Source organism: Stenotrophomonas sp. SMYL86 (genome assembly GCF_036320025.1).
Taxonomy (GTDB): Bacteria; Pseudomonadota; Gammaproteobacteria; order Xanthomonadales; family Xanthomonadaceae; genus Stenotrophomonas; species Stenotrophomonas maltophilia_A.
Genome location: NZ_JAWIRU010000009.1, coordinates 68,243 through 86,130 on the forward strand (window position 1 = coordinate 68,243; position 17,888 = coordinate 86,130).

The window sequence follows — 17,888 nt, forward strand, 5'->3', positions numbered from 1 at the left end:
GGTGCCGACCGTTGGTCGGCACTGATCCTATCCAGCCCCAAATCGGTGCCTACCGCTCCTGGTAGGTGTCGACCTTGGTCGACACACCGGGTTACAGACCCTGCATCAGTGCCATCTGCGCAGAATGCGGTGCCTCGTCGTGGGCGGGCGCACGCTTGTGGTAGATGCCGTCGGCATCCAGTTCCCAGGCATTGAGGTTGTCGTCCAGGTAGTTCTGCAGGACCTCGCGGTAGACCCGCTTGGCCAGCTCCGGATCGAGGATCGGGAAGCAGGTCTCGACCCGGCGCAGCAGGTTGCGCTCCAGCCAGTCGGCGCTGGCGCAGTACATCTCCGGTGCGCCGTCGTTGCCGAACCAGTAGACGCGGCTGTGCTCCAGGAAGCGGCCGACGATCGAGCGCACGCGGATGTTGTCCGAGATGCCCGGCACACCCGGGCGCAGGGTGCAGGCGCCGCGGATGATCAGGTCGATCTGCACGCCGGCCTGCGAGGCGGCGTACAGCGCGCGCACCACCTGCGGTTCGTTCAGGGCGTTCATCTTGGCGATGATCCGCGCCGGGCGGCCGGCGGCGGCGATGCGCGTTTCGCGCTCGATGCGGCCGAGGATGCCGGTGTGCAGGGTGAAGGGCGACTGCAGCAGGCGCTTGAGCTTCATCTTCGAGGCCAGCCCGGACAGCTGCTGGAACAGCAGGTGCACATCGTTGCCGATGTCCGCATCGGCGGTGATCAGGCTGATGTCGGTGTACGCACGGGCGGTACCGCTGTGGTAGTTGCCGGTACCGAGGTGCACATAGCGGCGCAGCTTGCGGCCCTCGCGGCGCACGATCAGCAGCATCTTGGCGTGGGTCTTGTAGCCGACCACGCCATACACCACCTGCACGCCGGCCTCCTGCAGGCGATCAGCCAGGCCGAGGTTGGCTTCCTCGTCGAAGCGGGCGCGCAGTTCGACCACCACGGTCACGTCCTTGCCGTTGCGTGCGGCCTGGATCAGTGCATCGACAATCAGCGAATCCTTGCCGGTGCGGTACAGGGTCTGCTTGATCGCCAGCACGTTGGGATCGACCGCCGCCTGCCGGATCAGGTCCAGCACGGCGGTGAAGGCATCGAACGGGTGATGCAGCAGCAGGTCGTGGCGCGCCACTGTCTCGAAAATGCCGTCGCTGTCGCGCAGGGTGCGCGGGGTCATCGGCGGGTACTTCAGGTCTGGCTGTGCGATCAGGTCGTACAGCTGGATGATGCGGTTGAGGTTGACCGGGCCGTCGATGCGATACACCGCGTTCTCGGTCAGGCCGAAGTTCTGCAGCAGGGTGCGCACGATGTCGCGCGGCATGTCCTGCGCGATTTCCAGGCGCACTGCCGGCCGGTAGCCGCGGTCGACCAGTTCGTCGCGCAGTGCCAGCGCCAGGTTCTCCACTTCCTCCTCGTCCACCACCAGCTCGGAGTTGCGGGTAACGCGGAACTGGTAGGCACCCTGGACTTCCATGCCCGGGAACAGTTCATCGACGAACGTGGACAGCACCGAGGACAGGAACACGAAGTTCTGCGGACCGCCGAGTTTCTCCGGCAGCTGGATGATGCGCGGCAGCGAGCGCGGCGCACGCACGATGGCCAGGTGGCCGGCGCGGCCGAACGCGTCGGTGCCCTTCAGCACCACCACGATGTTCAGCGACTTGTTGAGGATCTTCGGGAACGGGTGCACCGGGTCCAGGCCCAGCGGCGACAGCACCGGCATGATCTCGTTGCGGAAGTACGCACGCAGCCAGCGCTTCTGGCGATCGGTCCAGGAATGGCGGCCGAGCACGCCGATGCCGGCCTCCATCAGCGCCGGGCGCAGCGTCTCGTTCCAGCAGCGGTACTGCTGGTCCACCAGTTCCGCGGCGCGGTCATGGATGGCGTTGAGGATGGCCTGCGGGCTCATCCCGTCCGGCGCCGGCGGCAGGCCGAATTCCTGCGCGTGGCGTACGGCAGCGGCGCGGATCTCGAAGAACTCGTCGAGGTTGGTGCAGGAGATGCACATGAAGCGCAGGCGCTCCAGCAGCGGCACCTGCGGGTCCATCGCCTGGGCCAGCACGCGGAAGTTGAAATCCAGCTGCGACAGCTCGCGGTTGATGTACAGCGCCGGGTCGCGCAACGGATCGTTGTCCGGGCTCACGGGGAGGGGGAGGGATCCGAGGCTGCTCATGGCGTCATTCTTCGATGGAGGTCAGGGGGGCGGACTCGCGCGGGCGCACGTGGTCGGCATCGAAATGGCAGGAGAACACCGAGCCCTTGCCGACCTCGCTTTCAATCTCCAGCCGTGCGTGGTGCAGGCCGAGGATGTGCTTGACGATGGACAGGCCCAAGCCGGTACCGCCGCTTTCGCGGGAGCGGCTGCTGGAGACACGGTAAAAACGTTCGGTCAGGCGCGGCAGGTGGGAGGCCGGGATGCCATAGCCGGAATCGCGCACCGCCAGCACGGCACCGTCGCCTTCGCGGCGGAACTCCACGGCGATGCGGCCACCGGCCGGCGTATAGCGCACCGCATTGGTGACCAGGTTGGAGAAGGCGCTGTGCAGTTCCTTGGTCGAGCCCTGCAGGTCAACGCCGGCCAGGTCGTCGATGCTGATCTGGTGGCGGCCCTGGCTGTGCGCTTCGGCTTCGCGGCGCAGCGTCGCCAGCATCGGTTGCATGGCCACGGTCTCTTCCTCGCTGTGTTCCTGCGATTCGAGGCGCGACAGGGTCAGCAGGTCTTCCACCAGCTGGGCCATGCGCTGGCTCTGCTTGCGCATTTCTTCCAGCATCGGTCCGGTTCCCGGGAAATCCTCCGGGTCCATCATGTCCAGATAGCCGTGCACCACGGTGAGCGGCGTGCGCAGTTCGTGTGAAACGTTGGCCACGAAATCGCGGCGCACCTGTTCCAGGCGCAGCAGCTTGCTGACGTCGCGAGCGATCAGCAGCCAGTAATCCGACGAATAGGGAATCAGGCGCAGGTTCAGGCGGATCGCCGGATCGACCGGCGAAGGCACGTCGAGGATCGGCTCGGCATTGCGGCCGCCGGCCAGCCAGTGCGCCAGCGGCATCGGCTGCAGGCGCTCGACCAGTGCCTCGCCGAGATCGCCGGGGTGATGCAGGCCGAGCAGGGCGGTGGCTGCCTCGTTGAACCACTGCACGCGCTGGCTGTTGCGATCCAGCACCACCACCGCATCGGGCAATGCGGCGGCCGCAGCGCGATAGCTGCGCAGCATGTCCAGCAGGCGGCGCTTGCGCACGCGCATTTCCACCTGGTTGCGGTACAGCAGGCGGTCCAGCTCGTTCCAGACGCCGGTGCCTTCTTCGGCGGTATCCCAGCGCTGGCGCGCGGTCAGCCGGCGCAGCACGCTGCGCAGTCGCCAGTAATGCCAGGCCAGCGTGGCCAGCGCGCCCAGTGCGATGCACAACCACAGATGGCCCGTGAACCACCCCACCAGTCCGGCGAACAGCAGTACCGCGGCAACGGTGGCCAGGGTCTTCAACCAGGCAGAGCGGATGTGGCGGGGCATTGCGATCTCGTCGTTGAGGTGCGGCGGTTCACTGGGGTGAACCGAGGGTTATAGCAGAGTTGCCGGCGCCGGCACCCGCAGGTGCGCGGTGCCGGCACGACGAGGCTCAGGTAGCAGTGGAGAAGCGGTAGCCGGCGCCGCGCACGGTCTGCACCATGTTTTCGGCGTTGAACGGTTCCAGCGTCTTGCGCAGGCGGCGGATGTGCACGTCGATGGTGCGCTCCTCCACGTACACGCTGCCGCCCCACACATGGTCCAGCAGCTGGGCGCGGGTATAGACGCGCTCCGGGTGGGTCATGAAGAAGTGCAGCAGGCGGTATTCGGTCGGGCCGATCGGCACCGGCTGGTCGTTGGCGAACACGCGATGGGCGGCGCCGTCGATTCGGATCGGGCCGACCGCCACGCTGCCGTCCTCGTCGTCCTCGCGGGCGCGGCGCATCACCGCACGGATGCGGGCCAGCAGTTCGCGCGCCGAGAACGGCTTGACCACATAGTCGTCGACGCCGGCTTCAAGGCCACCCACGCGGTCGTTTTCTTCGCCGCGGGCGGTCAGCATGATGATCGGCACTTCGCGGGTCAGGGTTTCCTTGCGCCAGCGCCGGGCCAGGTCCAGGCCGCTGGTGCCGGGCAGCATCCAGTCCAGCAGGATCAGGTCGGGGACGCGGTCGGCGATGGCGGTCTGGGCCTCACGGGCGTCGCCGGCGTGGACCGGTTCGTAATCGCCCTTGCGCAGGGCGAAGGCGACCATTTCACGGATCGCGGGCTCGTCATCGACGATCAGGATGCGTTTCTGCACGAGGACACCGTAGGGCTCGGTTACTGGAGTGGTGCCAGTAGACTACGGTTTGATGACATGTTTGTGACTACCTGACCGGAACCGTTCGGGATTGCCATCGGCCGGTCATGCAGCGCTCAGCGGCGGTCCAGGTCCGGGTCCTGCACGCCCTGCCGGCGCAGCTCCAGCACGGTGGGGGTGATCGCCTCGATGCGCGCATCCACCCGTGCCCGGCCTACGTAGTCCAGCGCCGGATTGCGCTTGAGCGCCTGCAGCTGCATCAGCGACTGTTCCGGCCGGCCGCTGAGGAAGGCTGCCTCGGCGTAGGCCTCGCTGGCACGCACGCTGTCGCCGGCCAACTCGCTGGCGCGGGCGTACCGCTGCTGGAAGACCGGATCGTTACCGCTTTGCGACAGCAGGGGCCGCAGCATGGCCTGCGCGCGCTGGCCCGCCTCGCGGCTGCCCTGTTCGTTCAGGATCTCGGCATAGGTCAGCGCCACCGGACGGCTGTTGGGGTGCTGGCGCAGCAGCTGCTCGAAGCGGCTGTTGGCCTGGGCGGTCTGGCCTGCACGCGATTCGGCCTCGCCCAGCCCCAGAGCCAGCCACAGGTTGTCCGGGCGGGTCTGCAGCAGGCCTGCCAGGGTCTGCCGGGCCTGGGTGGCGCCGGCGCGACCGCTGCGCATCACCGCCAGCGCCTGGCCATAGCGCTGGGCATCGTTGAGGCCGTCCTTCTGACGCTTGGCCAGATCGGCATACTCGCGTTCCAGCTCGGGGGTGGAATCCGCGCTGAGCACGCGCAGGCGCTCGCGCGCCCAGTCGAAGTCGCCACTGGCGCCGCGGCTGAGCTGGCCCATCGGGATGCGCAGCACGCTGCTGGGCAGCAGCGGGTTGGTTCCGCGCAACAGGGGTTCGGCCAGGCTGGGATCGGCCGGGTCCACGCGCTCCCTGCGCTCGCCGCTGGGGGTGCTGGTGGTCAGCAGCACCGTGTCCTTCTTCATCTGGTCGGCGCGGGCCTTCGCCTCGCTGATGCGGGTGATGTTGACCGGATGGGTGCGCAGGAACTCGGGCACGCTGTAGCCACCCTCGTTGCCGCGCATCGCCGATGCCATCCGCTCGAAGAAGCCGGCCATGGCGTCCACGTCGTAACCGCTGCGCGACAGGGTGCGGATGCCGAGGCGATCGGCCTCGGATTCGTTGGAGCGGGTGTAGTTGATCTGGCGCTGCTGCATCAGGCCCATGCCCGAGCTGATCGCGGCCATGGTCGCGTTGCCGGACGACGTGCTGTTGCTGGCCTGTGCGGCCACCACCGCCGCCAGCATGCCGAGCAGGATCGGGATCTGGTCGCGCTGGGCACGCTCGACCCCGCGCAGCACGTGCTGCTGGGTGACGTGCGCGATTTCGTGCGACAGCACCGCAGCCACCTCGTCTTCGCGCTCGGCGGTCAGCACCAGGCCGGCATTGACCCCGATGTAGCCGCCCAGCGTGGCGAAGGCGTTGATCTGGCGGTCCTTCATCACGAAGAACGTGTAGGGCTGGCGAGGCTGGTCGCTGTTGGAGCCGAGCCGGGTACCCATGGTCTGCAGCCAGTCGTTGACCAGCGGGTCATCCAGCAGGTAGCCGTAGTTGCGCAGCTCGCGCAGCATCATCGCGCCGTACTCGGCCTGGCGGGCCGGGGTCAGCAGCTCGCCGGCCGAGGAGCCGATGTCGGGCAGCTTCTCCTGGGCCTGGGCGAGCGGCATGGCCAGGGCCAGGGTGACGGCGGTAGTCAGCAGCAGGGCTCGCAAGCAGTGGGTCCTCGGGCAGGGCGCGCCAAGCGTGGCAGGGTGGGGGGCAACCATTCGTTAATCCACAGTGTTGCGGCCGTGGCGTGGAAATTCCAGCGCACCGGTACCATATGTAGACCGTCGATCCATCGTGGAGTTTCCCGTGACAGCCCAGACCGCCGGCGGTGCCCCCGCCATCACCATCTATTCCACCGCCGTCTGCCCGTACTGCGTGGCCGCCAAGAACTTCCTGAAGAGCAAGGGCCAGCAGTGGACCGAGGTCCGCATCGACCTGGACCCGGTCGAGCGCGAGAAGATGATGGCACTGACCCGCCGTACCAGCGTGCCGCAGATCTTCGTCGGCGACGTCCACGTGGGCGGCTACGACGACATGATGGCCCTGCACCGTGAAGGCAAGCTCGAGCCGCTGCTGGCCGGGCAGGGCCAGGCATGAGCGCGGCCGACGACGGCAGCAAGGACCGCATCGCCGAGTTCACCGACTTCCGTAAGCGCATGAACGAGCGGATCCTGGGCGAGCCGAACCAGGTGGTGCGCCGCTTCTTCGCGCTGGACACGCAGACCTACCAGGCCGGCGCGCTGGATGTGAAGACCAAGGAACTGCTGGGCCTGGTGGCCTCGATGGTGCTGCGCTGCGACGACTGCATCAGCTACCACGTGGCCCAGTGCAAGGACGCCGGGGTGACCCGAGAAGAGTTCTTCGAGACCTTCTCGGTCGGCCTGGTGGTGGGCGGCTCGATCGTGATCCCGCACCTGCGCCGCGCGGTCGACTTCCTCGACCAGCTCGAAGGCGGCGCCGCCGCCCCGGAAGCGCACGCGCACTGAACCTGACGGGCGCCGGGAACCGGGCCCTGTGGCCCTCCCGGTAGTGCCGGCCGCTGGCCGGCATCCCGTGAACCCCACATGGCCGAGGTTGCCGGCCAGCGGCCGGCACTACCGGACGTGCGGGGCGCCTTCCCCGTGATCCCACAGCCCAGGAGCCCCCTTGTTGTTCAAGGGGGCGCGCCGACAGGCGCGGGGATAAGGTGGGATGCGCGGGCAATTCTGCCTGAGCCGGGCACTGGGACCATGGTCTATTTGGGACCTCGGCCCCGGCTCAGGCATAATTGCCGGTGAAACTTCCTTTGCGCCGGCGTTTCCGGGCACGTCCGGACGGCGTTTTTCCCCCTGTTCGGAACATCGATCAATGACGCAGAAAATTACGGTCATCCGCGGCGACGGCATTGGCCCGGAAATCATGGACGCCACCCTGTTCGTGCTCGACCAGCTCAAGACTGGCCTGGAGTACGAAGACGCCGACGCCGGCCTGGTGGCCCTGGAAAAGCACGGCGACCTGATGCCGGCGGTGACCCTGGAATCGATCGCGCGCAACAAGGTCGCGCTGAAGAGCCCGCTGACCACCCCGGTCGGTGGTGGCTTCACCTCGATCAACGTCAGCCTGCGCCGTCACTTCGACCTGTACGCCAATGTGCGTCCGGCCCACACCTTCCCGAACACCAAGTCGCGTTTCGACAACGTCGACCTGATCACCGTGCGTGAGAATACCGAAGGTGCCTACCTGGCCGAAGGCCAGGAAGTGTCGGCCGACGGCGAGACCGCCTTCTCCGGCACCCGCATCACCCGCAAGGGCTCCGAGCGCATCGTGCGCTACGCCTTCGAGCTGGCCAAGAGCACCGGCCGCAAGAAGGTCACCGCCGTACACAAGGCCAACATCATCAAGTCGACCTCGGGCCTGTTCCTGAATGTCGCCCGTGAAGTGGCTGCGCAGTACCCGGACATCGAATTCCAGGAAATGATCGTCGACAACTGCTGCATGCAGCTGGTGATGCGTCCGGAACAGTTCGACGTGATCGTCACCACCAACCTGTTCGGCGACATCATCTCCGACCTGTGCGCCGGCCTCGTCGGCGGCCTGGGCCTGGCCCCGGGTGCCAACATCGGCAAGGACGCGGCGATCTTCGAAGCCGTGCACGGCACCGCGCCGGACATCGCTGGCCAGGGCAAGGCCAATCCGTGCGCGCTGCTGCTGGCGGCCGCGCAGATGCTGGACCATGTCGGCCAGCCGGAAAATGCCGAGCGCCTGCGCAAGGCCATCGTGGCGACCATGGAAGCCAAGGATTCGCTGACCGGCGACCTGGGCGGCACCGGCACCACCATGAGCTTTGCCCAGGCCATCGCCAGCCGCCTGTAAGCGGCCGGCGTTCCGGCTGGAGATCGTCTCGGCGATGTCCAGTCCGGGCCTGCATGCGTTGAAGACGGGCCGTCCTTGTACGGCCCGTCTGCGTTTTCAACTGCGGTTTTTCACCGACAGGATTTTTTCAGATGCCTGAGGCGGCCGTGTGGGTCGTGGCGGCCGTTGCCGTCTATGCTGTCGGCGTGGCCATCTACGCCATCTTCTACTGGCCGTGGTCCCGCGCCCAGCGCGCGCTGCGCCGCCTGCGGACGCAGGGGGCGCCCCTCCGCAGCATGCAGGAGAGCGAGGCGCGCATCCTGCGGTTGATTGAATTTCCGGAAGGGTCGCCTGTGTATCTGCTCGAAGGCAGCTGTGCCGAGTTCGTGATCAGGAGCAGGATCTCTCCGGCCCAGCTTGTGCAGACCCTGGCCGGCGTCCCAGTGAAGTGTCCGGCGGGCCTTGCACGTGCCGTGCGCGCGGGCAGCAATACCGCCGAAGTGGTGCTGGGTCGTGACCACGCGATGATCGTGCGACTCAATGGGGTCAAGCTGGCCCAGTAGAGTCGAGCCATGCTCGACTGCTCCTGCGGAGGCGCGCCTGGCTCGACGCGACAAGGGCATTGTGGGGGGCATTTGCACAGATCATGTGCTTTTACATGGCTGGTTCGTGCGCCGTCCGCTCCGCATCATGTGCCCACTTTCCACCGCACAGGAGCTTGAACATGAACCTCACCGCCTTTGGTCTGGCCAGCCTGATCGGCATGGCCACCGTTACCCCCATCACCGCTGCCGAACCGGCCCATCCCACCATCCGCCACATGGCTGGCGCACCCGTTGTGGCTTCGCTGGATGCGGCGAAGACCGCCGTGCTGGTGATCGACTTCCAGAACGAATACTTCGACGGCAGCGCTGTGCCGGGCTTCGCCGGTGGCCGCATGGTCATCCCCGATGGCGTGGCCGCACTGCGGCAGGCGAAGCGGGTGGTCGAGTTCGCCGATGCCCACGGCATCCGCGTGATCCATGTGCAGCACGTGTTGCCGGCTGGTGCGCCGCTGTTCGCGCAGGGCAGCGTCAATGCCGCCTTCCATCGCGACCTGCAGCCGCGCAAGGGCGAGACCGTGGTGCAGAAGGACAACGTCAGCGTGTTCGCCGGTGACTCGGCCGCAGTGCTCGACCAGGTGCTGAAGGATGCCGGCATCGACACCCTGATCGTCACCGGCCTGCAGACCCATGCCTGCGTGGCAGGTGCCGCCCGCGATGCCGCAGCGGCACCGCGTGGCTACCGCGTCATCGTGTCGTCCGATGCAACTGCCAGCCGTGATCTGGATCTTGCCGGAGGCCAGCGCATCGGTCATCGCGCGCTGCATGACGCCTCGCTGGCGCAGATTGAGGACACCTTCGGCGATGTCATGGCGACTGACGCGATCCTGGCCCTGCCGGTACGCAAGGCCGGCGACGGCGCTTGATAAGCTGACGGGGCCCGCACGCCGCGGGCCCCGCCACCTGGAGCCGCCCGCCGATGGACCATTTCGCCGCCCTGCGTGCGCTGCGCGCCATCGTCGATGCAGGCAGTTTCACCGCCGCCGCCGAACGACTGGGTACCACCCATTCGGCGATGTCACGGCAACTGCGGCAGCTGGAAGAACATCTGCAGGTTCGACTGCTCGATCGCAACAGCCGCAGGCTGTCACTGACCGAAGCCGGTCGCGATTACTACCGCGAGGCGGCAGCGCTGCTGGATCGCCTGCAGGAGGCGGATGACCGCGCACGCGCAGGGCAGGCACAGCCCAGCGGCACCGTGCGGATCAGCGTGCCGCAGGTGGTCGCCAGCCAGGAGCTGCCGCATTGGTTGCCGTCGTTCCTGCAGCGCTATCCACAGGTCACGCTGGATCTTTCCGCCGACGACCAGCTGGTTGATGTGGTCGGGGGTGGCTTCGATCTGGCCCTGCGCATCGCGCCTTCCTTGCCGGACAGCCAGCTGGTCGCCCGCGAGCTGGCCAGCTGCCCACGCATCCTGGTCGCCGCACCGGCCTATCTGGCGCGGCACGGTCTGCCCCGGCAGGCTTCGGACCTCGCACAGCACACGCTGCTGGGTTTCAGTCCCACAGCGGCGATGTCGCCCTGGCAGCTGCAGGGGCCACGCGGTGCCGGCGCGAGCATCGAGGCGGGGCAGCGCCTGCGGGTGGATGCGACGCCAGCGTTGTATGCCGCTGCGTTGGCTGGCATGGGCATCAGCCTGTTCACTGCGCTGACCGTGCAGGAGGACCTGCGTGCCGGCCGCCTGATCCGTGTGCTGCCCGCCTGGCACGCCGGACAGCGGCGCTACTTCGCGCTGTATCCGCACGCGCGGGCATTGGCGCCGAAGGTGCGCGCGCTGGTCGAGCACCTTGCGGCGCACTACGCTGCACAGGTGGGCGCGGCAGGGTAGTCGCGCGGCTGCAACCGGGGGGGGGGGGATGGAGTCGGTGTATCTGCTGGTCGCGCTGGGCGCGATCGTCGCCGGATTCGTGCAGGGCCTGTCCGGCTTCGCCTTCGGCATGGTGGCGATGTCGTTCTGGGCGTGGGGACTGGAGCCGCGGCTGGCGGCGACGCTTTCGGTGTTTGGTGCGCTGGTCGGGCAGCTGGTCGCAGTGTTCACCGTGCGCCGCGGTTTCAACCTGCGCCTGCTGCTGCCGTTCGTGCTGGGTGGGCTGGCCGGCATTCCGCTGGGCGTGACGGTGCTGCCACAGCTGGACATGGACTGGTTCAAGGCGCTGCTGGGTGGCTTCCTGGCGCTGTGGTGCCCGGTGATGCTGATGGCACGCTCGTTGCCTCCGGTCCGCGTCGGCGGCCGTATCGGTGATGCGATTGCTGGCATGGCCGGTGGCGTGCTCAGTGGCATCGGCGGCTTTGCCGGGCCGGTGCCGACGTTGTGGAGCACCCTGCGAGGCTTCGGCAAGGACGAGCAGCGCGCGGTCATCCAGAACTTCAACCTGGCGATGCTGGCGGTGACCATGGCCACCTATGTCGGCAGCGGCCTGGTGAGCCGGCAGATGTTGCCGTACTTCGCCATCGTGGCACCGGCCATGCTGGTACCGACCCTGCTGGGCGCGCGGGTCTACATCGGCATCAGCGAGGCACGCTTCCGGCAGGTCGTGCTGGGCCTGCTGACCGCGTCAGGCATCGCGTTGCTGGCGTCGTCGCTGCCGGTACTGCTGGCGCGCTGAGGGAAGAACGAAAAAGGGCGCCACGAAGGGCGCCCTTTGTCGTCTACGGCATGTTTCGGCTCAGCGCTGCTGGATCTTCGACAGCAGGCGCAGGAATTCAACATACAGCCAGACCAGGGTCACCATCAGGCCGAATGCGCCATACCACTCCATGTACTTCGGTGCACGCTGGGCGACACCGGTTTCGATGAAGTCGAAATCCAGCACCAGGTTCAGCGCGGCCACGACCACCACGAACAGGCTGAAAGCAATGCCCAGCCAGCCGGAGTCGTGGATCACCGGCACGTCGATGTTGAAGAAGCCCAGCACGAACGACGCGAGGTAGAGCAGGGCGATGCCGCCAGTGGCGGCGACCACGCCCATCTTGAAGTTCTCGGTGGCCTTGATCAGGCCGCTGCGGTACGCGAACAGCAGCGCGAACAGGGTGCCGAAGGTCAGCAGCACCGCCTGGAACACGATGCCCGGGAACTTGGCGTTGAACACGGCCGAGATGGCGCCCAGGAACAGGCCTTCCACCAGCGCGTACATCGGTGCGGTGACCGGCGACCACTCCTTCTTGAAGACGGTGATGAGCGCCAGCACCAGGCCGCCGATGGCGCCTCCCATGGCATACAGCCTGGCACCGGGCAAGACCTGGCCGTAGTCGCCGATGGTCTGGTTCCAGGCGAAAGCGGCGGTCAGCACGGTCAACAGCAGCAGGAAGCCGGTCTTGTTGACGGTACCGTTGAGGGTCATGGCCTGGTCGGGGCTGGTCACCACCGAGCCACTGGCGAGGTCGAGGAAGGTGGACTCGGAAAGAGCCGGGTTGCCGCTGCGCATACGCGTTCTCCGTGCGAATGAGGGTCAGGACGGCCATCCGGCCGATGGGCGTGAGCATAGCCGATGACTGCTTTCGGCGTTGTGGCAGGCGCCGGATCTACGCATCCTGCGTTGACAGTTCCCAATGCGCTTGGCGACAATGACCAACTCCCCGGGCCTGACCCGAGGGGATTGCAAGACCGGGGTATAGCGCAGTCTGGTAGCGCGCCTGCTTTGGGAGCAGGATGTCGGGGGTTCGAATCCCTCTACCCCGACCAATCCCACATCACGTCGGATTGGACACCGTTCCGGTTCGGGCGCCCGTAGCTCAACTGGATAGAGCACCGGCCTTCTAAGCCGGCGGTTACAGGTTCGATTCCTGTCGGGCGCGCCATTGGAATCAATGGTTTAAGTGCTCACATCCGTGAACATTGGTTCCCATTCGATGGCTGCACGACCCTGGGTGGCGAGCATTCCACCTTCCTCTTTTCCGATGAAAGATGCCCTTTGTATGGGGTGCAGTCGCACGACGTGATGTCATTCCGGTTGCGGTTGACCGGCGTCTGACGTCGATCGGCTCACTCCGCAGGTGCTTGAGCAGCGCCGCCTGGGATGGGGCAATGCACCCGGCAAAGAAAAAAGGCCAGCGCTATGCGCTGGCCTTTTTCAATGTCGCGATGGATGCACTCTGGTCGAGTGCACCCCGGATGGATCACATCTGTTCCAGTTCGCCCACTCGCACCTTGCCGCCACCGCCGCAGTTGCCGTGGCAGCCGCCGCTGATCGGGCCGCTGCCGCCGCCACCACCGCCGCCACCGCCGCCGCCGCCACCACCACCGCCGCGGGAGTTGGGCGGGAGGACGGTCGAAATCACTTCGCCGGAGTCGAAACCTGCACCTCGCCACGTGTAGTTGACGCAGGAAATACCGTTACAGACGGTCAGGACATCGCCGGTCTGGACGCGCGTCTGGGCAGTCCAGACCGTGGTCCGGCCGTCATTGAGCTTCTGGACCTCTTGGGAAAGCTGCTGGTTGGTCACCGGATCGGGATACGGGGTTGTCAGCGTGCATCCGGCGGTGCAGTTGATGACGCCAGGAAGCTTTTTCGCTTGAAGGCTCCCGGCCGCCATGAACAGCAGCACGCCTGCAATGGCGGGAATGGAGTTTCTACCAAGCGAAGGGATAATCCCAATCAGTCTAGCTTTCACAATAGGTCCTTATCGTGGGATGCAACAGTTCTTGAAGATTTCGTTCGATGAAATGCGGGCTTTCTCTTTCTCTTGGCTGCTCAGGTTTTTCTCATGGTTGGCAATGTCATTGGTGGTGGCAAAACGTGGGTCCAGCCGGTTGAGGACGCGGGTGTACGCCAGGGCCGCAACGGGATCCGCAGGAACGATGCCGCCATAGGTGTAGGCCATCGCCATGTCGCTGATGACATTGACGTTCCCTTGTGATTCCAGTTCGCGCAGATATCCGGTGGCGGTGTCCTTCCACGCCTCGAGCGCCGCGGGATCACGGATTGCGTCATCAAGCGAACCGATGACTTTCTCCGGCGATCGCGAGTAGGCGCGCATCGCTTCCTGCGAGCCCATGGCGGCGGCCTTCGAAAGCCAATCGGCGTGATAGATGTCCTGATCCAGAGCCAGCGACTCACACTCTTTGAGGATTCGTTCCGACCGCTCCAGGAACCAGTTGCCGGCCCCGACCGTGGTGGCCGAATCCGCCAGCTTGTCAGCGCGATCCGAGATGAAGGTCTGGCATTGCTCGATGGTTCGATAGATTTCGTAGGTTGCCGTGGCATCTCCGGATTCGGAGCGCAGCATCAGTTGCTTGACGTGGGCAAGCGCGTCACCGGGAGGCCGGAACTCATTGCCTCTTACGATTTCGTAGGCCTTGGGGCCCACGGCCTTGTACGAGCCCGGCGGGATCTTGTTGTCCCGCTCAAGCCTTTGCGCGGCCGCCGCACCTGACGCCGGAAGCTGCCTTCCCTGGTCAGGCCGTTCATCGAGGCTGCCACTCTTCCCGGATTCCTCTGCCGTGGCATCCGCAGTTGCCTGCTGCCGGTAGCCGGACATTGCAACGGCTGCCACTGCCAGCACGGCTGCCAGCGCGACGAATCCGATTAGCCGCTTGCTCATCTATTGATCTCACCTTCATTGCAGGAACCGGCATGGTTGCAAACGCGCGCCCTGCGTTCCATGTCCTGCAGCTAACGTTGTATGAATGGATCTCCCCCATCCCTATTTGAGATTCATTCACGATTTGTTCACTAAGCGTTCATGCTCTCGGGGCGTGCCCGACGACGGGCGGGCTGTTCGCCAGCGCCTGACATCCGGTGCGTGCGGCACGCGCCTTCTCTAGCTCGGGATGGATGCAGATTCGAACGGCGTGGGTGAGGTGAAGCAGGTGCTGGTCGAAGTACATCGGCGGCGCAGGCGCCAACGGCGGCTTACCTTTCTGCCGCGGCGCTGTCGCCTCGCGGGCGTTTGCTGGCCTGCTGATGGGGGTGACGGCCGAACGCAACACGTCGTTCGACTTGATCGAAACGATGTCGCCGATGGACGGTTGCGACCGATGTTCTGGGCCGACGATGAGCGCTTGCACGCGCAGGGTCTGCAAGCGATTACCCGTCGAGTGCTTCTTGGCAGGACGCAGTCGCGCAACGTGATGCTTCAGTTGCTCGACGGAGCTGGCCAGCCACGCCTGCAGCTGCAGGTCACGCCGAAAGGGGAGGCCACGCTGTCATTCCTGGATGGGCATGCGGACATCGCGCGCGTGACCTCGGCGGAGCAGCATTGATCTCCTGTTCCGGCCCCTGCACATCAATGTGAAGAAGTGCTTGCAATTCCTTCGCGACTCCCGGAAAATGCCGGACTCGCTTCGGGGGACGGACTTCTGGTTCCACCCGCTAGCAAAGCATCAAGGTCCAGCGTCAGCCTCATCGGCGGTGGAGCGAAAGTTTCAGTGGTGGCTGTAGCTCAGTTGGTTAGAGTACCGGATTGTGATTCCGGTGGTCGGGGGTTCGAATCCCCTCAGCCACCCCACTGATTCAACCGCATCGGCGCAGCCGAAACGGTATTGCAATAAACAGAAAGCACGCTACAATGTGCGTCTGAGTTTCACGGGCCGTTAGCTCAGTTGGTAGAGCAGTTGACTCTTAATCAATAGGTCCAAGGTTCGAATCCTTGACGGCCCACCAAGACAGAAGCCACCTGGTATCCCAGGTGGCTTTTTTCTTATAAGTGTGACTCCCATCGTTTCGATGGATCACGGGTTGCAGAGCCCCGCTTGGCCGTGGATCTGCAATGCAGCGGGACCGCAGTGCTGGTTTCAACGATGTTGAAAAAAGTACTTGCACCCACCGAGCGGATCGGGTCATAATTCGCGCCCCGATTTCGGGCTGTTAGCTCAGTTGGTAGAGCAGTTGACTCTTAATCAATAGGTCCAAGGTTCGAATCCTTGACAGCCCACCAGACGAAAGCCACTTGGTTCGCCAAGTGGCTTTTTTCTTGTCTGCGCGCCGGGTTGCGCTTCATCCACGCATGGTGTGGATCTGCTGAAACGGCGCATGGCGTGGATCTACTGAAGCGATGCTGAAATCAGGGGCATACGCGTCATCAGTGTTTTCAATGCTGTGCGCTGCTTCTCACCGCATCCTTCCTGCATCGCACCCAATGGATCTTCCGCGCCGAAGGCGCATGCACGAAGGAAGATGTTGATGGCTGATATCAATCGATTGCACCGCACGCTGTGGGTTCCCTTCGCGTTGATGGCGCTGGCTGCCTGCGCGCCGGCCAATGATCCCGCGAAGACCGTTGAACGCGATGCGGGCACGGAGAGCACTCCGGCGCGCCCGGTGGGTGACGCCATGCAGATGCAGCCGGCTCAGCCTGCGGAAGCGGAGGTCCTGCCTGACGCGGTGGATGTGCAGCGCAATGCGGACGGTTCGGTGGATGTGCGCAAGGCCATGCCGGAGTCGGTGGCCCTGCGCCGTACCGACGACGGGGGCGTGGAGATCCGCAAGGGGGAGGCGCCCGCCGAACATGCCGGCATGGCACCGGCCCGCGCTGTACCGCAGCAGTAAGCCGCAGTCGTCCTGGCGGGCGGTGCGCCCGCCGGGGCGGCAGCGATGCAGGGGGCGCGTCCATCGCGGCAGATTCAGTTTTGTGCAGGCCTTCCGCTTCCTGCCCCCGCCTGCGACAATGAACGCCTGAGCCGGCCACGCGAAAGTGGCGGAATTGGTAGACGCCCTGGATTTAGGTTCCAGTGAGGGTGACCTCGTGCGGGTTCGAGTCCCGCCTTTCGCACCATCTGGCCGAGCACAGATTGCCTAAGTGATTGAAAAATAAGCTGGCGACGGTCAGTTGTCCTATTGGATTCCCGCTTTGGCAATTGATCCCTGTCTCGGAACGTCACCTGTTCCGTTCGAGGCGGCTGGGAGGCGGAACTGCTCCAGTGCAGACATGCCTTGGAGCGATTGCTCGGCCAGTACCTTCGCGTAGACCGCTGAGGTGGTCTGGATGTCGCGGTGTCCGAGCCACTCCTGCACGAGCTTGATGTTGCCGGTCGCCAGCAGCAGCCGAGTGGCGCACGTATGGCGGAGCGCATGCGGTACGCACTCCTTCTCGGAAGCGAGATGTGTCCCCTTGATGGCCCATTGCCACAGCCGGTCGGCGCGCGTGCGATTGAGCATCGTGAAGGGGCCGTCCGATGTGGCCGCCAGGGCGTCCTTGCGCCGCTGTAGAACCTCGGCGACACGGGCGGTGCAGGGTAGGGTGCGGGGACGCCCCTTCTTGAGCGTAGCGTGCCGCCAGAAGCGGACGTGGAGCCTTCCGCCCTGATCGACTACTTCGGACCACCGGATGCCGATGGCCTGGCTCATGCGGCAGCCCAGGTCGGCGAGGCACACGAACAGGTCGCGGTAGTCCGCCCCGTCGCGCACCCGTGGGTGCCCTCCGGCAGGGCCGTTCGGGAGCGTGTCCCACTCCAGCAGCCGCGCCAGGATCAATTCCTCGTCCTCAACGTTCAGGACGAACGTGCGTGCGTTGTCCCTCTCGTCGGCCAAGCTGTACTCGGGCAGCTCTCCCAAGAACCGGCCGGCCTTCCTCTCGCGTTTCAGTAGGGCAAGGAGGCACTGCATCTTGCGGTTCACGGTGGCGGGAGCCGCCTTGTCGGCGAGCATGCGCTGCGCCATGTCGTTGACCGCGGCCTGCGTGATGTCGTTGATGGGCGTTTCCTCGCCCAGGTAGCTCTGGACCACCTTGCAGTTGGTACGCACGGTGTCGATGGACCGGAGCTTGCCCCAAAAGTTGCGGTCGTCCAGCGCGTCGTCCATCGCGTCCTTGAGGGTGCGCTGGCGGACCTTGGCCTTCGCCACGGCCATCTGCACCGACCGGGACTTGCCCCGAATCAGCTCCCGCAGCGCGTCCTCTGCAATCTCGGGGTCGTCGCGCAGGGCGTCGAGGACCGCCTGCTCCTTGCGCTCGGCTGCCACGCGGTCGCGGGTGCCGGTGGACAAGCGCACGCGCCGGTATCCCTCCTGCACGTCGAGCATGTAGTAGCGCTTATCGGGCGCACCCGGCTTGGGCGCGGTCCCTTTGAGGCGAAGGGCCATGTGTATCTCCAGAAATGAAAAAGGCCCG

The 17,888-nt window shown here is 65.6% G+C and carries 18 protein-coding genes and 6 tRNA genes; 15 read left to right on the forward strand and 9 right to left on the reverse strand.

Annotated features, from left to right (window positions below; translation table 11 throughout):
• Positions 1 to 91: 91 nt before the first annotated feature.
• The 4 genes from ppk1 to V3B64_RS11650 form a co-directional block, all read right to left on the reverse strand.
• On the reverse strand, positions 92 to 2,179 hold the full coding sequence (gene ppk1, locus V3B64_RS11635) for a polyphosphate kinase 1 (RefSeq protein WP_049400920.1): 2,088 nt from the start codon (positions 2,177 to 2,179) through the stop codon (positions 92 to 94).
• Between the two features lie 4 nt (positions 2,180 to 2,183).
• Positions 2,184 to 3,515, reverse strand: coding sequence for a phosphate regulon sensor histidine kinase PhoR (gene phoR / locus V3B64_RS11640; protein ID WP_032129078.1), 1,332 nt, complete (start codon positions 3,513 to 3,515; stop codon positions 2,184 to 2,186).
• A gap of 106 nt (positions 3,516 to 3,621) precedes the next feature.
• Complete coding sequence (gene phoB / locus V3B64_RS11645; RefSeq protein ID WP_005408258.1) at positions 3,622 to 4,311, reverse strand: phosphate regulon transcriptional regulator PhoB; 690 nt, start codon at positions 4,309 to 4,311, stop codon at positions 3,622 to 3,624.
• A 116-nt stretch (positions 4,312 to 4,427) separates the two neighbouring features.
• Entirely contained in the window at positions 4,428 to 6,128 is a 1,701-nt protein-coding gene (locus V3B64_RS11650) for a M48 family metalloprotease (RefSeq protein ID WP_180838317.1), read from the reverse strand.
• A gap of 88 nt (positions 6,129 to 6,216) precedes the next feature.
• Between V3B64_RS11650 and grxC the strand changes: the two genes are divergently transcribed.
• The 7 genes from grxC to V3B64_RS11685 all read left to right on the forward strand — a co-directional run bounded on the left by grxC (position 6,217) and on the right by V3B64_RS11685 (position 11,449).
• The gene (gene grxC, locus V3B64_RS11655; RefSeq protein WP_049400919.1) at positions 6,217 to 6,507 is read left to right on the forward strand and encodes a glutaredoxin 3; all 291 of its coding nucleotides are present in this window, start codon (positions 6,217 to 6,219) and stop codon (positions 6,505 to 6,507) included.
• Positions 6,504 to 6,896: a carboxymuconolactone decarboxylase family protein gene (locus V3B64_RS11660; RefSeq protein WP_004146041.1), complete on the forward strand. Its 393-nt coding sequence runs from the start codon at positions 6,504 to 6,506 to the stop codon at positions 6,894 to 6,896. Before grxC ends, V3B64_RS11660 begins: the two co-directional genes overlap by 4 nt.
• Positions 6,897 to 7,257: 361 nt before the next feature.
• A complete protein-coding gene (locus V3B64_RS11665) occupies positions 7,258 to 8,262 on the forward strand; it encodes an isocitrate dehydrogenase (RefSeq protein ID WP_032129081.1) in 1,005 nt (334 codons plus the stop codon).
• Between the two features lie 131 nt (positions 8,263 to 8,393).
• Positions 8,394 to 8,804, forward strand: a complete 411-nt coding sequence (locus V3B64_RS11670) for a hypothetical protein (RefSeq protein WP_329914178.1) — start codon at positions 8,394 to 8,396, stop codon at positions 8,802 to 8,804.
• 161 nt (positions 8,805 to 8,965) lie between these two features.
• A complete protein-coding gene (locus V3B64_RS11675) occupies positions 8,966 to 9,709 on the forward strand; it encodes a cysteine hydrolase (protein WP_329914179.1) in 744 nt (247 codons plus the stop codon).
• A 53-nt stretch (positions 9,710 to 9,762) separates the two neighbouring features.
• On the forward strand, positions 9,763 to 10,671 hold the full coding sequence (locus tag V3B64_RS11680) for a LysR family transcriptional regulator (RefSeq protein ID WP_121504052.1): 909 nt from the start codon (positions 9,763 to 9,765) through the stop codon (positions 10,669 to 10,671).
• Positions 10,672 to 10,699: 28 nt separating this feature from the next.
• On the forward strand, positions 10,700 to 11,449 hold the full coding sequence (locus V3B64_RS11685) for a sulfite exporter TauE/SafE family protein (protein WP_329914180.1): 750 nt from the start codon (positions 10,700 to 10,702) through the stop codon (positions 11,447 to 11,449).
• Positions 11,450 to 11,509: 60 nt separating this feature from the next.
• On the opposite strand, the gene V3B64_RS11690 is transcribed toward V3B64_RS11685, so the two are convergent.
• A complete protein-coding gene (locus V3B64_RS11690; RefSeq protein ID WP_032129086.1) occupies positions 11,510 to 12,268 on the reverse strand; it encodes a Bax inhibitor-1/YccA family protein in 759 nt (252 codons plus the stop codon).
• 180 nt (positions 12,269 to 12,448) lie between these two features.
• Between V3B64_RS11690 and V3B64_RS11695 the strand changes: the two genes are divergently transcribed.
• Both V3B64_RS11695 and V3B64_RS11700 read left to right on the forward strand, forming a co-directional pair.
• Positions 12,449 to 12,525: transfer RNA gene (locus V3B64_RS11695), tRNA-Pro, on the forward strand.
• Positions 12,526 to 12,564: 39 nt separating this feature from the next.
• Positions 12,565 to 12,641, forward strand: a tRNA-Arg gene (locus V3B64_RS11700).
• A gap of 318 nt (positions 12,642 to 12,959) precedes the next feature.
• Here the strand turns inward: V3B64_RS11700 and V3B64_RS11705 are convergent.
• The 3 genes from V3B64_RS11705 to V3B64_RS11715 form a co-directional block, all read right to left on the reverse strand.
• Complete coding sequence (locus V3B64_RS11705) at positions 12,960 to 13,454, reverse strand: hypothetical protein (protein WP_329914181.1); 495 nt, start codon at positions 13,452 to 13,454, stop codon at positions 12,960 to 12,962.
• A 9-nt stretch (positions 13,455 to 13,463) separates the two neighbouring features.
• Positions 13,464 to 14,384 (reverse strand): hypothetical protein, encoded by a 921-nt coding sequence (locus V3B64_RS11710; protein WP_032129316.1) that lies wholly within the window; start codon positions 14,382 to 14,384, stop codon positions 13,464 to 13,466.
• 139 nt (positions 14,385 to 14,523) lie between these two features.
• Positions 14,524 to 14,865: a hypothetical protein gene (locus V3B64_RS11715; RefSeq protein WP_329914182.1), complete on the reverse strand. Its 342-nt coding sequence runs from the start codon at positions 14,863 to 14,865 to the stop codon at positions 14,524 to 14,526.
• Positions 14,866 to 14,913: 48 nt separating this feature from the next.
• Here V3B64_RS11715 and V3B64_RS11720 point away from each other — a divergent pair, with 48 nt between their 5' ends.
• The 6 genes from V3B64_RS11720 (at position 14,914) to V3B64_RS11745 (ending at position 16,556) form a co-directional block, all read left to right on the forward strand.
• Entirely contained in the window at positions 14,914 to 15,045 is a 132-nt protein-coding gene (locus tag V3B64_RS11720) for a hypothetical protein (RefSeq protein ID WP_275043403.1), read from the forward strand.
• A 168-nt stretch (positions 15,046 to 15,213) separates the two neighbouring features.
• Positions 15,214 to 15,290, forward strand: a tRNA-His gene (locus V3B64_RS11725).
• A 79-nt stretch (positions 15,291 to 15,369) separates the two neighbouring features.
• A tRNA-Lys gene (locus tag V3B64_RS11730) sits at positions 15,370 to 15,445 on the forward strand.
• 198 nt (positions 15,446 to 15,643) lie between these two features.
• Positions 15,644 to 15,719: transfer RNA gene (locus V3B64_RS11735), tRNA-Lys, on the forward strand.
• A 245-nt stretch (positions 15,720 to 15,964) separates the two neighbouring features.
• Entirely contained in the window at positions 15,965 to 16,330 is a 366-nt protein-coding gene (locus tag V3B64_RS11740; protein WP_071228865.1) for a hypothetical protein, read from the forward strand.
• A 139-nt stretch (positions 16,331 to 16,469) separates the two neighbouring features.
• Positions 16,470 to 16,556: transfer RNA gene (locus tag V3B64_RS11745), tRNA-Leu, on the forward strand.
• A gap of 59 nt (positions 16,557 to 16,615) precedes the next feature.
• Here the strand turns inward: V3B64_RS11745 and V3B64_RS11750 are convergent.
• Positions 16,616 to 17,860 carry a site-specific integrase gene (locus V3B64_RS11750; protein ID WP_049417433.1) on the reverse strand — a complete coding sequence of 415 codons (1,245 nt, stop codon included), beginning with the start codon at positions 17,858 to 17,860 and terminating at the stop codon, positions 16,616 to 16,618.
• Between the last annotated feature and the right edge of the window lie 28 nt (positions 17,861 to 17,888).